The following is a 13266-nucleotide window of genomic DNA, read 5'->3' on the forward strand; positions in this document are numbered from 1 at the left end:
AGCACCAATAAGGCAGCTTCAATATCGTCCCCATACGAAGCGCGACGACAGCGCAAAATTCCACACTGCCGCGACGGCAATTCCCGCCAGCGCACTCGGCGCCCATTGCGCCTGCTGCACATCGTGCAGGAACGCAGCGACGCCGATATTGGCCACCGCCCCGACCGAACAGACGATGCAAAAGCCGATCCAGCCGTCGAGCAATGGCCGCCACCCCTTCAGTCGCGCATCGCGATAGGTGAGCGCGTTGTTGAGGAAGAAATTGAACGTCATCGCGATCAGCGTCGCGACGATCGTGCCGGTCAGGAAACTATATTCGAACAGGCGGAAGAACAGCCAGAGCGCAGCGAAATGCACCCCCGCCCCGAGCGCGCCGATTGCGGAGAACATGACGAACCGCACCGGCACTACCCGCCCGAACATGCGGTCGTACAGCGCGATCAGGAATTCCATCGCGACGACATGGTCGAGCTTGCTCTCGCCGATCTGGCGCGTGCGGAAGACATAGGGGAGCTCGACGAACTTGAGCGGGCGCGGGCTGGCGGTCAGGATGTCGAGCAGGATCTTGAACCCGATCGCCGACAGATGCGGGATGATCCCGCGTACCACATCGCTGCGGACCATGAAGAAGCCGCTCATCGGGTCGCTGAGATCGGCCTTGAGCACTTTGCGCGAGATGCGGGTCGCCAGCTCCGACTTGGCGACACGGTCGCGGTCCCATTCGCCGGTCCCGCCGCCTTCGACGAAGCGCGATCCGATTGCGACGTCGACGGTGGCGTCGGCGAGCAACGCGTCGAGCATTTTGGGCAGCAGCGTCTCGTCATGCTGCATGTCACCGTCGATCACCGCGACGAACGGCGCGGCGGTGGCGCACATCCCCTCGATCGTCGCCGAGGAAAGGCCGCGCCGCCCGATCCGCTGTACCACCCGCACACGCGGGTCGCTGCGGCCGATCGTGCGGGCCACGTCGGCGGTGCCGTCGGGACTGTTGTCGTCGACAAAGATGACTTCCCAGCGCCGGCCCGCCAGTGCCTTGTCGAGCGCCGCGACCATCAGCGGCACGTTGCGTGCCTCATTGAAGGTCGGGACGACGACCGCCAGTTCGAGGCCCGTTTCGCTCACGCCAGCGCCTGCACCACCGCGTCGCCCATCGCTCGCGTCGACAGCGTGCCGCCCAGATCTGCGGTGCGCGCGCCGCTGGTCAGCGCCGCCGTCACCGCCGCCTCGATCCGGTCCGCAGCTTCCGCCAGCCCAAGCGAATAGCGCAGCAGCATCGCCGCCGACAGGATCGTCGCGCAGGGATTGGCCTTGCCCTGCCCGGCAATGTCGGGCGCGCTGCCATGGATCGGTTCGTACAGCCCTTTGCCGCTGCCATCGAGCGAGGCGGAGGGGAGCATGCCGATCGATCCGGCGCACATGCTCGCCTGATCCGACAGGATGTCGCCGAACAAATTGCCGGTGACGATCACGTCGAACTGGCCGGGGTTGCGTACCAGCTGCATCGCGGCGTTATCGACATACATGTGGCTGAGTTCGATGTCTGGATATTGCGCCGATATCTCGATCACCACGTCGCGCCACAGCTGCGAGGTTTCGAGGACATTGGCCTTGTCGACCGAGCACAGTTTGCCGCGACGCGCGCGGGCGGTTTCGAACCCGACCCGGGCGATGCGGACAACCTCGTCCTCATTGTAGGACATGACGTCATAGCCTTCGCGGCGGCCGTCAGCGGTCGTGCGCATGCCCTTTTCGCCGAAATAGACGTCGCCATTGAGTTCGCGGACGATCACCATGTCGATCGCGCCGGCCACTTCGGGGCGCAGCGCCGAGGCATCCTCAAGCCCGGGGAACAGCGTGGCGGGGCGGAGATTGGCGAACAGGCCGAGTTCCTTGCGCAGGCCCAGGATCGCCTGTTCGGGGCGCAGATGCCGCTCCAGCGCATCGCAGCGTGGATCGCCGACTGCGCCGAACAGGATCGCGTCGGCGCGCTTCGCCAGATCGAGCGTTGCGGGCGGCAGCGGATGGCCGCTGTCGAAATAAGCCGCACCGCCGACCGGAGCTTCCTCGAACGTCAGGCCGAGATCGAGGGCGTCGAGGACGCGGCATGCCTCTGCAGTAACTTCGGGGCCGATCCCGTCGCCGGGAAGGATTGCGATCAGCGGCATGACAACTCCACCTGCTCAGGGTGCAGGCCCCTTGCCGTGCTGTGCCGCATCACGCAACCGCCCTGTTGATCCGGTCGACCAGACGGGACCGGGCGGCGAGGATTTCGGCGGCGCGGCCGGGGAGCAGGTCGCGGTCGAGGAAATGGCCGGTGAGGCGCAGGCCGTCGAGGATGTCGTCCCACTCCGCTGCCCCGCCCTGGCGGAGGAACGGGGGCAAGCGGAACAGTCGGGCCTCATAGCCGGTGGCGGCGGCGGTGCTGACGGCCATGCCGCTTTTCGGGCTGACGAACGCCAGATCCTCGGTCGCTCCGGTGGCGGCGCACTGGTCGAGGTCGAGGCCGAAGCCGAGCAGGGCCAGCAGCAGCAATTCGTAGCGGACCATCGCCACTGCCCAGCCCCGCGCCGCCGGGGCGGCTTCGATGGCGTCGAGCAGCCCTTCCAGCGCCGAGTGGAGCGGCGGATAGGGTTGCCCCTCGGGCAGCGCTGCGGCGGTCAGCGCGGTGGCCCAGTCGATTGCGGCGGCGGGTAAAGGCTCGCGGAACAACGGGGCGCGGCTGTGCACCAGTTCTGCCACCAGCGCTGGCAGCTGATCCTCGGTCCGGGCGCGCCAGTCGCCGAGGATGATGTTGCCCGGCTGGAGCACCGGGCGGTGCTGTCGCGACCTGCCGCCGCGGACATAGCCGGCCAGCAACCCCGCTTGCGCGGTCAGCGCCCGGACGATCGCGCCGCTTTCGCCATGCGGGCGGATCGCGACGACGATGGCGGAGGTGCGCAGATGCATCGCCCATCCTTACTCGTTCAAAACCTTTCGTCACCCCGGGCTTGACCCGGGGTCGGGCTTCTTCTTCTGGTCGGAGAAAGACAGCCCTGCCCCGGGTCAAGCCCGGGGCGACGAAAGAGGGGTGTTACCCCCGCCGCAATTTCTTGCTCAGCTTCTCCAGCCCCACCGCGTCCACCAAAGCCTTGCCGCCGGCCACCGTCTTGTTGAACCCGCCAAGTGCCGCCGTCGTCACGCGGTTCGTCAGGCTGGGCCGCAAAAGTAACAAGTCCACACAGGGGACGCCGCCGGTGGCGTATTGGCGTTTGTGTTGGCCATCGCCCTCCGTAAAGTCGAATCGGGCGAATTTTTCTTCGTCGAACAGGTCCCGGAACGCTTCTACTTGCAGGACAGCGCCGGGCGACAAGTCGTTGAAGGCCGGATCGTGGCCGACATATTCGTAGACCAATGTCTCCCCATGGGCGGGGCAGTAGAGATAGGCGGCGGGCTCCCCGGCGATGAACAGCAGCCAGGCGCGGACATGATCCGCCGCCGCTGCGGTCAGCATCCCCCGGATGAACTCGGGACTCGCCGGAAGCCCCTCCCCCATCAGCTTTTCCTGATAGGTGCGCAGCGCGATGCGGCGGGCGATGTCGTGGAACGCCTCAAGCTCCGATGGGGTGCGATAGGCGCGGATGTCGAGATCGCCGCCGGAGACCTGCGCAATCTTCTTCGCCTTGCGCTTGGCCCCCTGCCGCGCATTGCCCGACAGGCTGGCCATATAGGCATCGAACCCGCCGGTCAGGTCGGCATAGTAACGCGTATATTTCTGACGGACGAAGCCGATCATCCTGCCCGAGGCATAGACCATCGCCTCCAGCCGATCCTCGGGCAGCGAGGTCACGACATAGCCATGCGCGTCGCGCGGCAGCGGGGGCAGCACCGGCAACCGGCCTTCGCGCGCTTCATCGAGGCTGAGCGGCACGCGGACCATGTCGCGCTGCACCGCCATCAACGTCCGCGCACCGATGCGGAAATTGAGCGGGGTGGGTCGCGCCGTCGCGGTCATGCGGCGCGCTCCGCCACCAGGTTGGACCAGAGCTGCTGCGCCTGACGCATGCGGGTGCGGATCAGGCTGGGGCCGAGCGGGGCATCGTCCTGCCCCAGCGGCAGATGAACGAGGTCGGCGAAATGCACCGTCTCCATCCCCCCGCGCCGCTCGGCCAGCATCGCGCAGAGCGCGTCGAAGCGGGCGACATGCACCGCATTGGGGCGGGTGCCGGCGCGATTGGCCAGCTCAAACCCATGGCTGACGATGGTCACCGCGGCATGCCCCGCCGCCACCGCATGGTCGAGCGCGTCGCGCATCTCGGCGGTGGACAGCGCACAAATCTGGAAGTGGCGGAGATGGCCGCGCACATCCTCAATCAGCGTCACCGGCACCTCGATCACGCCGCGATGTTCGACCGGGGCGATCTGGCGCGGGGCGAGGCCGATCGCGCTGGGCCAGGGATGTTCGGAGCCATTATGGCTGCTGTCGTAGCGGATGCCGAGTTCGGCCAATGCAGCGAGCGTGTCGTCGCTGGCGCTGTAGCTGCCCGAGCGGAAGGCAATCGGGCGCGGCGCCCCGGCGGCGACGAGCAGGTCGGACGCGGCGGCGATCAGGTCGCGCTGTTCAGCGAAGGTGAAGTCGATCAGTTCGAACGAGGCGGCGGCGCTGCGATCCTCGTCGCGCGCGGCGGCCCAATTGGGGTGGAGGTGCAGTTGAACCTCCTGCCCCGCATCGAGGATTGCCGCGACCACGCGGCGGATCGGATCGAGGCCATGCGCCACCGCCGGCATCGGATCGACGAAGAAAGTGGCCTTAAGCCCATGCTCCGCAAAGCGGCGCAGCTGATAGCCGATGCCGACCCCGGCCGGCTCCAGCGACCGCTCCGCAATCTCACCAATCGGCAGCCCGGCGGCATGGTGCCGCCACATCAGTTCGGTATCGACCGTCAGGAAAACGCGCGTGGGCATGGCGGTTGCGTAGCTGGCTTGGGTGAAGAAATCGCAAAATCTGGGCGGGGTTGGTGAACGGTCGGGTTCACTATGCTGACAATTCTGACAAGAAACGCCGTATGTGAGGAAGCCGCCTGACACTTCCGCGCGGTGGGGGCGTGCGGGGATGGCGGGGTGCTGGGCATGACGGGAGTGTAGTGGGTTGGGGGCTTGTAGGACAGCCCCCGGGGATTGTCGGGAACCTCCCAGTATTGCGGCGGGTTGGACCCTCCATGATCGTTACGAATCCGGTTCGGTCCGCGCGATGAGTCGCTGGGCGTGGGTGTGGCGCGTGGTGTCGCGGCGGCTGTGGTTTCGCGCGGCGGCGTTTTCGCTGGCGGCGGTGGTGCTGGCGTTGCTGGCGCCGCTGGTTGCGCCACTCGTGCCCTATACGCTGGGGGCGAAGATCGGGGCGGATGCGGTCGACAATATCCTGGGCATCATCGCGTCGAGCATGCTGGCGGTCACCACCTTTTCGTTGACGGCGATGGTGTCGGCCTATGGCGCGGCGACGTCGAACGTGACGCCGCGCGCGGTGGCGTTGCTGGTCGAGGATTCGACGTCGCAAAATGCGCTGTCGACCTTTCTGGGCGCGTTCCTGTTTGCGATTGTCGGGATCATCGCGCTGTCGACCGGATTTTATGGCCAGCAGGGGCGCGTGCTGCTGTTCGTGGGCACGATCGCGCTGATCGGGGTGATCGTCGTCACGCTGTTGCGCTGGATCCAGCATATCGCGCTGCTGGGGCGGGTGCATGACACGATCAAGCGGGTCGAGCGCGCGGGAATCGCGGCGGCGGAGCGGATGCAGCATCGGCCGCGTATTGCCGGGCTGGCGGTGCCGCCGGTGCCGGACGGGGCGCGGGCGGTGCGCTGTGCCGGGCGGATCGGCTATGTCACCAATATCGATGTCGCCGGGCTGGGCGAGGTGATGGCCGGGTGCGGCGGGACGGTGCAGCTGGCGGTGCTGCCCGGGAGCTTTGTCGATTCCGGTCGGGTGGTCGCATGGGTGGTCGGCGGCGATGCCGAGGTGGATGCGCGCATTGCCGAAGCGATCACGATCGAGCGCGACCGCAGTTTCGACCATGACCCGCGCTTTGGCCTGATCGTGCTGTCGGAGATCGCGTCGCGGGCGCTGTCGCCGGCGGTCAATGATCCGGGGACGGCGATTGCGGTGCTGGGCGCGCAGTTGCGGGTGTTCGACAAGATGGCGCGGGTCGAGGGCCAGCCGGTCGATGACCGCGTGGTGTTTCCGGCGCTGGAAATCGAGAAGCTGGTGGTCGATGCGTTCCGCGCGATCGGGCGCGATGGCGCGGGAACGGTGGAGGTAGCGGTGAAACTGCAAAAGACGCTCGCGGCGCTGGCGGCGGCTGCGCCCGACTGGGCAGCGGCGGCGCGGCATGCGGCGGAGGACGCGACGGCGCGGGCGCGGACGGCGCTGACGACGGAGGAGGAGCAGCTGGTGATGGTGCGGGCGTTTGCGGATTGGCCGGATTAGGGGGTGGCGAGGCGGAAGCGGCCTTTCCGCAAACGACCCCATTGCCGTCGGAGCAAACGCTGGCATTTGCAGACGTGCTTGGTAGGCTGTGTCTATGGAACACGTGTATCTTCTGCACCACATTCGCGAAGACGATGAATATGGAGATGATGCGAAGCTCATTGGCGTTTACCGAAGCGAAGCCAGTGCGAAGCTCGCGATTTATCGGCTCTCGTCCCAACCCGGGTTTCGAGATTATCCAGCCGGCTTTGAGATCGGAAAATACGCTTTGGACCATGACCATTGGGAAGAGGGTTTCGTCGACTTGCCCGCCATTCTGATACCAATGCAGAAAGCGGGAGCGGACATATGGTCCCCAGTTAGTTCTGTATTACTTGCAGATGGCCGGTTCGAAGTTGTCGGGCCAGTGTCCGATGATGAAATCTGGCGCTATCCACCCGGAACGATTGTGCACTGTGAAGTTCAGCATCGTGAAGATGGCGATGTACTCGTTGCTATTTCTCCCGCTTAATTTGGTACGACCGCTTGCCACCCAATAGCCGACGCCACCCCGCTGCCCCGATAGCGGCCATTTATCCATTCACGACCCACCTTCACCGGGAATGATAGAAATCATACACCTGCTGCGCCACCGCCGCGCTCACCCCCGGCGCTTTCTGTAGATCCTCCAGGCTCGCGCCGCGCACCGCCTTGGCCGTGCCGAAGTGCATCAGCAGCGCTTTCTTGCGCGCCGGGCCGATGCCGGGGACTTCGTCTAGCGGGCTGGCGCCGATGGCCTTGGCGCGCTTGGCGCGGTGCGCGCCGATGGCGAAGCGGTGGACTTCGTCGCGGAGCTTCTGGATGTGGAACAATGCGGGGGCATTGGTCGGGAGCATGCGTTCGCTGCCGTCCATCAGGTGGAAGACTTCGCGGCCTTCGCGGCCGTGGTGCGGGCCTTTGGCGACGCCGACCATGCACACATCCTCGATCCCCATTTCCTCCAGCACGGCGCGGGCGGCGCTGAGCTGGCCCTTACCGCCGTCGATCAGGACCAGGTCGGGCCAGACGCCCTTGTCGCGGTCGGGGTCTTCCTCCTGCGCGCGGGCGAAGCGGCGGGTGAAGACTTCGCGCATCATGGCGAAATCGTCGTTGGTCGCGGCGCTCTTGATGTTGAACTTGCGATACTGGCCGGTGCGGAAGCCTTCGGGACCGGCGACGATCATCGCGCCGACGGCGTGGGCGCCCTGAATATGGCTGTTGTCATAGACTTCGATGCGGTCGGGCGGTTCGGGCAGGCCGAAGAGGTCGGCGATGTCGCGCAATATCTTTGCCTGAGTGGTCGATTCGGCCATGCGGCGGTCGAGCGCCTCGATCGCGTTGCGCTTGGCCTGATCGAGCAGGCGGCGGCGCGTGCCACGTTGCGGCATGCCGATCGCGACCTTGCGCCCGGCGCGCTCGGCGAGCGCTTCGGAAAGGAGCTTCAGATCGTCGAGGTTGCGGTCGACGAAGATGGTGCGCGGCGGGGGCACCTCCTCATAGAATTGCATGAGGAATTGGGTGAACACCTCATCCTCCGGCACATCGGCGGTGTGCGCGGGGAAGAAGGCGCGGTGGCCCCAATTCTGGCCGCCGCGGATGAAGAAGGCCTGGATGCCGATCTGGCCCTGTTTGGCGGCCATGGCGAAGATGTCGGCGTCGCCGATGCCTTCGGCATTGATCGCCTGGCTGCCCTGGATGAAGGTGAGCGCCTTCAGCCGGTCGCGCAGGATCGCGGCGAGCTCGAAGTCGAGATTTTCGGCGGCCGCCTGCATCTGCTCGCCGAGTTTCGCCTGAACCTTGGTCGACTTGCCCATCAGGAAGTCGCGGGAATCCGACACGAGTTCGGCATAGCCCGCCTTGTCGATGCGATCGACGCAGGGGGCCGAGCAGCGGCGGATCTGGTAGAGCAGGCACGGGCGGTCGCGGGTGTTGAAGAAGCTGTCGGTGCAGCTGCGCAGGAGGAAGAGTTTCTGGAGCGCGTTGAGGGTCTTGCGCACCTGACCCGCGCCCGCAAACGGGCCGAAATAGTCGCCCTTGGCGCGGCGCGCGCCGCGGTGCAGCTGGACGCGGGGGTAGTCGTGATCGCCGCGCAGGAGGATGTAGGGGAACGACTTATCGTCGCGCAGCAGGACGTTGTAGGGCGGGCGGAAGCGCTTGATCAGCTGGGCTTCGAGGAGAAGCGCCTCAGCCTCGTTATTGGTGGTGACGACGGTCATCGACCGGGTCTGGGCGATCATGCGGCGCAGGCGGTTCGAGAGCTTGGCCGGTTGCGTGTAGTTGACGACGCGGTTCTTGAGCGCGCGGGCCTTGCCGACATAGAGCACGTCGCCGCGCGCATCCTGCATGCGATAGACGCCGGGGCGGACGGGCAGCGTGGCGAGGACGTTGCGGATCGCGGCGACGCCCGCGTCGAGGTCAGGCGTCTCCGACCCGCGCACGGCATAGGTGGCGGAGTCTTCGTTGAAGCGGTTGGGGGAATTGGGGTCGCTGGTCACGGGGGGGATGTAGGGAATCCCCGCCGATTCAGCCAGCGGGAAGCGCCACCGACCGCCGCCAAAGGCTCAATCTTCGCCCTGTGGCTTCATCGCCTCCCCAATCGTTTTCCAGAAATTGCCCGATTGCGCCTTGCTGTCGATCTTGATCAGCGCGCGGCGCACCTCAGCCTGTTCGGTGGGGGACATCTGCTCAAACTTGTCGAATTCCTGGGGCGTCAGGATCGCCTCGCGGCACTGGTTCCGAAGCACGTCATCCTCGGTTTCGCTGCATTGGCCGACCGATGCCGCCATCAATTCAGTCTTGTTGGTCAGCCGATAAATGCGGATCAGCAACGGGAGGAATGCGTCGCTGTCGGAAAAGCGGCGCTTCGCCTCCTCAACCATCAGCAGCGCCTTGCTATAGTTTTTCATGCGGACCAGCAGGTCGACATGCTCGCGAAACCCATCCAGGCTCTGTTCGAGCCAGCGGTCGGCGCCGACACCGTTGAAGCTTCGCGGCGGCGGCGGCGGCGGGGGTGGCGGCGCCTTGCCGCGGCGTTTGGTCGTCCGGGGTGCAGGCGCAGCCGCCGAATAGCGCGCCGCAATCGAATATTGCGCGTCGGCATTAGCGAACTGGCCGGCGCGGTCGAAAATCTTCGCCGCCGCGTTGGCGATCAACGGTGAGGTGCGATAGCTGGTCGCAAGCGCCGGGCGCAACGCGGTCATGGCATCGAGCGGGGTTTGCGTATCGAGCAGCACTTTCGCCTTGGTGCGCGACTGCACCGCCTGTTCCGCCTCCCGATATTCGGGCAGCGCGCGGATCGCGGTGAGCCAGGTCGTGCGCGGCTTGACGCGGGGCTTTCCGGGATGGGCACGGTCATAATAATCGGCCACGCCCTTGCGCCGCTTTTCGGTCGGGCGATGGGTCGCGCTATAGGAATCGGCCAGCTTGTTCAGCACCAATTGCGAGACATTGGCGCCGATCGTCTTGAGCAGATCGTCGCCCAGTTTGGAGAAATCATTCTTCTCCGCGCTTCGCGCCAGCACCTTGGCCGCCTGCTCGCTCGACACCTTGGCCACATCCTTGCCCAGCGATTCGAAGAAGCTGGTGCGCGTCGCCTCATCCTCGGCGAGGATCGTCATCGCTTCACTCGCCGCGCCTTCGGAATAGCCCGCCGCGAGCGCGAGATCGATGCCGAGGACATCGGCCTGATCCTCCTGCTTGCGCGAGAAAAAGGCATTGGCGAGCGCCAGCGCGAGCCGCAAATCGCCCGAATGCAGCGCCAGCCGGTCGGCCATCGCGATGCGTGCGGGATCGGGCTTACCGACCAGGCGCAGCTGGTCGCCCGAATGTTCGATGCGCTGCTGCGACAATTCGAGACCCGCCTGGCTGACGGCGAGCAGGCTGGACAGCGCACGCTTGGTCTTTTTCGCGCGCGCCTCCCGCGCGAAATGGCCGAGCGCGAGATGCGAGAATTCATGCGCGAGCAGCCACACGATCTGGTCATCGGTGGTCGCGCGCTGCAACATGCCGAACGGGATGACGATGACACCGTCGGGATGCGCCAGCGGGCTGAAGGTCGTGGTGCCGACGACGCGGACCGACAGGCGTTCGGGCTGACGATATTTCCACTGTCGGGCGATGTCCGCCAGCAGGGCTGTCAGCGCCGCCTCCACCTTTGGCATCCGCAGCCCGGCGCCATAGAATTCGCCGCGATTGATCGATTCGGCGGCCATCATCTTGCCATCGGCGCCGCCCGCCTTAATCGCGGCATCGGCGCGCGCCAGATCCTCAGCATCCACCGCCGTTTCGAGATATGGCCCCTTTTTGCCGCTTTCGGAGAAGCCGCACAGGAGCGGCAGACATTGCGCGCTGGCCGGTGCCGCCGCCAAGGTCAGCGCCGATGCGGCGGCAAGCGCGGCCAGCCGAAGCGCGGCGGCGCGGCGGATTACTGGCGCACGCATTCTTGCGTTCCCGACCCGGCCCCTGCCTTTACCCCAGGGCGGGACACGCCTTGGTGGCTGTTGGCGGCACGTGCGGGCGCGCCCGTTGGGGCACAGGCCACGCGACCACCGGTGAAGCGGACATCGGCGCGGCGGATATAATATTCCTTGCCATCGAGCGTCACCTTGAGGTCGCCGAACTCGCTTTCGCCGTCAAAGGCCAGCGGCTTGGGCAGTTCCTTGCTCCGCTTCCGCCCCGCTTCAGACCCGTCGGCCTTATAGAGCGGGGTGACGTCGCGAAGATAAGCGTCGATCTTCCCGCTTTCACCCGCCAACCCGGCCATCACCAGCAGCATCGTCAGCATCGCCATCTCCCACGTCTTGACCCGTGCCAACCGGATAGGCGGCAGGCTCAGGCGGTGTCTCACCGAACAGGAAACGCAGTACCGAGACCTTGGCCACGAGCAGGTCGCGAATCGGCCTCAACAGGATAAGAAGAATGATAAGAAGTTCGAGAAAAACCACAATTGTTAAGGATGCAGCCCGGTAATGCGGCGGCAGCAACGCCAATTGGCCGGTCAGGATCAGCACCACCGATATGACGAAGCCGACTGTCAGCGCGACGGCGGCCATCCGCCACCTCCATTCGCGCAAGGTTGGCAAGGCTCCCGGTGCCAGACGGCGGTTGCGCGCTGATGCCCATATGGTCACCAGCCCGGTTGGAAACAGGATCAACAGCAGCGCGCCAAGATTGAACAGATCACTGTCGGTGACATCGAGGAATTTGACCAGCGGCTCGGGTGCCCTGGGATAGGCGGCGCCATAGACGATCAGATTGTCGAGCGTCATCGCATGATGGAACACACCGGGAAGTTCGCCATGCGGCCCGGCCGGGACATAGTCATTTCCCTCCGGGTCGGCATTGCCGATCAGCACCAGCTTGCCCGCGATCGCGCGGTCGAGCATCGCCGTGTGGGCGTCGCCGAGATGGCGGTAGTTGAGGACATGCGTGTAGAGACAGGGCGGTAGCCCGTTGGAATTGAAGCCCGACGCGAACGCCTGAACAAAGGACAGCGCCAGCCCGGCACTATCCCTGCTCGCGACCGAACAGCTTTTGGCGAGGGTGCCGCCGGTTAACCCCTCACGCGCCTTGGTGAACCAGTCCTCGCCGCCGATGCCCCATATTGTCTCGACCGGACGATCGAAGCCGGGCGACCAACCCCAATAGCGGCTTCGCCAGCTATTATCGGGATCATCGACCGGACATTGGATCGGCTGTTCTGCAGTGCAGGTCCGGCGGTCGATTTGCCCCGTTCCGCCGATATCGGACAGCGGCACCCCGCGCCAGGCGGCATAAAGCGCCGCCGGCGGCGACAGGCGATACGGTTCGTTCTGTCGATCCGCAACATCCGCCGGCGTAACAAGGTCGGCCCGGCCAAGCACAAAGCCCGCCGGGACCAACGCCGCCACCCGGTCCAGCGCCCGCGCCCCTTCCGACGCCGGCGGTCCCGCCGGATCGGTGCTGAACGGCTCAGCAAACAACAGGGGCGTGCCGCCATGGCGACGGATGCACACCAGCTTTGCCACGGTTGAAACATGGCATTCGGGCCGCTTGCCCCATCGATCGTAGCGGGTGATCCCCGCGATCCCGATCAGCGCGCAGCGAAAGGGCGACCTGCGTCCGAGGTCAAGCTTGCCTTTGTCAAGCTTGCCTTTAGGGTCCAGAGCGCACGCTTCCTGGTCCTTCGGCGTCCAGTTGAGCAGTGAATCCGCGCTGACACCATGGGGAGCGCCCACGCTAAACTGGATGTCGACGAAGATCGCGCGCGGCTGCCAGCCTGTGGGCCGATCCTGCCATGCCGCGCGATAGACCCGGTCGATCACCTCGAACCAGTCATAGCTGTCGGGCAGGTCGGCGCGGTTGAGCAGCTTTCGGTCGTCGGCATCGAGCAGGATCAGCGTGATGTCATCGCGCCCGCGCACCGCGGGTGGCGGCACCCCGGGCACCGCGGCCTGGGCTGGCGGGCCATAATGTTCGGCATAGATTTCCTGCCACAGCACGCGCGTGCGACGCTCGCCCCAATCGACGATGCCGAACGGGTTAAGCAGGACCAGCGCGATCAGCAGTATCGCGCGCGATACTGCGTGAGCGGCACCCGCCTTTGCCAGCCAAATCCACCAAGCTCGCGGTCTTGCCAACAATGCTCGCATGATTCTGTCCCCCGACGCGACACAATAGCATAGTTGTGCGGCGCTTCGTCACTCGATTGCGGCGTCGGATCCGGGGATCGGGGGCGATCACATCGTTGCGCGCCACGTTGCGGTTCAGCAGGAGGCTGTCCAGGGTTTTGCCCCTTTCACCCCTGGGCGTGC

The 13266-nt window shown here is 65.7% G+C and carries 11 protein-coding genes; 2 read left to right on the plus strand and 9 right to left on the minus strand.

Annotated elements, in window-relative coordinates; translation table 11 throughout:
* Positions 1 to 18 precede the first annotated feature (18 nt).
* The 5 genes from ACRYLO_RS10140 to ACRYLO_RS10160 all read right to left on the minus strand — a co-directional run bounded on the left by ACRYLO_RS10140 (position 19) and on the right by ACRYLO_RS10160 (position 4941).
* A complete protein-coding gene (locus ACRYLO_RS10140; protein WP_482660039.1) occupies positions 19 to 1122 on the minus strand; it encodes a glycosyltransferase family 2 protein in 1104 nt (367 codons plus the stop codon).
* A complete protein-coding gene (gene leuB, locus ACRYLO_RS10145) occupies positions 1119 to 2165 on the minus strand; it encodes a 3-isopropylmalate dehydrogenase (protein ID WP_482660040.1) in 1047 nt (348 codons plus the stop codon). Before leuB ends, ACRYLO_RS10140 begins: the two co-directional genes overlap by 4 nt.
* Before the next feature lie 49 nt (positions 2166 to 2214).
* Positions 2215 to 2946, minus strand: coding sequence for a DNA repair protein RecO (gene recO / locus ACRYLO_RS10150; protein ID WP_482660041.1), 732 nt, complete (start codon positions 2944 to 2946; stop codon positions 2215 to 2217).
* A gap of 124 nt (positions 2947 to 3070) precedes the next feature.
* Positions 3071 to 3991, minus strand: a complete 921-nt coding sequence (locus ACRYLO_RS10155) for a GNAT family N-acetyltransferase (RefSeq protein ID WP_482660042.1) — start codon at positions 3989 to 3991, stop codon at positions 3071 to 3073.
* Positions 3988 to 4941: a polysaccharide deacetylase family protein gene (locus ACRYLO_RS10160; protein WP_482660043.1), complete on the minus strand. Its 954-nt coding sequence runs from the start codon at positions 4939 to 4941 to the stop codon at positions 3988 to 3990. The genes ACRYLO_RS10155 and ACRYLO_RS10160 overlap by 4 nt, the downstream gene beginning before the upstream one ends.
* 286 nt (positions 4942 to 5227) lie before the next feature.
* Between ACRYLO_RS10160 and ACRYLO_RS10165 the strand changes: the two genes are divergently transcribed.
* On the plus strand, positions 5228 to 6457 hold the full coding sequence (locus ACRYLO_RS10165) for a DUF2254 domain-containing protein (RefSeq protein ID WP_482660044.1): 1230 nt from the start codon (positions 5228 to 5230) through the stop codon (positions 6455 to 6457).
* Between the two features lie 94 nt (positions 6458 to 6551).
* Positions 6552 to 6968: a DUF7336 domain-containing protein gene (locus ACRYLO_RS10170; protein ID WP_482660045.1), complete on the plus strand. Its 417-nt coding sequence runs from the start codon at positions 6552 to 6554 to the stop codon at positions 6966 to 6968.
* 82 nt (positions 6969 to 7050) lie between these two features.
* Here the strand turns inward: ACRYLO_RS10170 and uvrC are convergent, their stop codons facing one another.
* From uvrC to ACRYLO_RS10190, 4 genes are all read right to left on the minus strand, one after another.
* Positions 7051 to 8970, minus strand: coding sequence for an excinuclease ABC subunit UvrC (gene uvrC, locus ACRYLO_RS10175; RefSeq protein WP_482660046.1), 1920 nt, complete (start codon positions 8968 to 8970; stop codon positions 7051 to 7053).
* Between the two features lie 66 nt (positions 8971 to 9036).
* Positions 9037 to 10914 (minus strand): M48 family metalloprotease, encoded by a 1878-nt coding sequence (locus ACRYLO_RS10180; RefSeq protein ID WP_482660047.1) that lies wholly within the window; start codon positions 10912 to 10914, stop codon positions 9037 to 9039.
* Positions 10899 to 11258: a hypothetical protein gene (locus ACRYLO_RS10185; protein WP_482660048.1), complete on the minus strand. Its 360-nt coding sequence runs from the start codon at positions 11256 to 11258 to the stop codon at positions 10899 to 10901. The genes ACRYLO_RS10180 and ACRYLO_RS10185 overlap by 16 nt, the downstream gene beginning before the upstream one ends.
* The gene (locus tag ACRYLO_RS10190; protein WP_482660049.1) at positions 11218 to 13092 is read right to left on the minus strand and encodes a hypothetical protein; all 1875 of its coding nucleotides are present in this window, start codon (positions 13090 to 13092) and stop codon (positions 11218 to 11220) included. Before ACRYLO_RS10190 ends, ACRYLO_RS10185 begins: the two co-directional genes overlap by 41 nt.
* Positions 13093 to 13266: the final 174 nt, after the last annotated feature.

This window comes from Sphingomonas sp. SDUR79 (assembly GCF_056821745.1).

Coding starts and splice junctions, on each gene's coding strand:
- ACRYLO_RS10160 (WP_482660043.1), bottom strand. CDS start 4,941: ATGCCCACGCGCGTTTTCCTGACGGTCGATACCGAACTGATGTGGCGG.
- ACRYLO_RS10155 (WP_482660042.1), bottom strand. CDS start 3,991: ATGACCGCGACGGCGCGACCCACCCCGCTCAATTTCCGCATCGGTGCG.
- leuB (WP_482660040.1), bottom strand. CDS start 2,165: ATGCCGCTGATCGCAATCCTTCCCGGCGACGGGATCGGCCCCGAAGTT.
- ACRYLO_RS10165 (WP_482660044.1), top strand. CDS start 5,228: ATGAGTCGCTGGGCGTGGGTGTGGCGCGTGGTGTCGCGGCGGCTGTGG.
- ACRYLO_RS10170 (WP_482660045.1), top strand. CDS start 6,552: ATGGAACACGTGTATCTTCTGCACCACATTCGCGAAGACGATGAATAT.
- recO (WP_482660041.1), bottom strand. CDS start 2,946: ATGCATCTGCGCACCTCCGCCATCGTCGTCGCGATCCGCCCGCATGGC.
- ACRYLO_RS10185 (WP_482660048.1), bottom strand. CDS start 11,258: ATGCTGACGATGCTGCTGGTGATGGCCGGGTTGGCGGGTGAAAGCGGG.
- ACRYLO_RS10180 (WP_482660047.1), bottom strand. CDS start 10,914: ATGCGTGCGCCAGTAATCCGCCGCGCCGCCGCGCTTCGGCTGGCCGCG.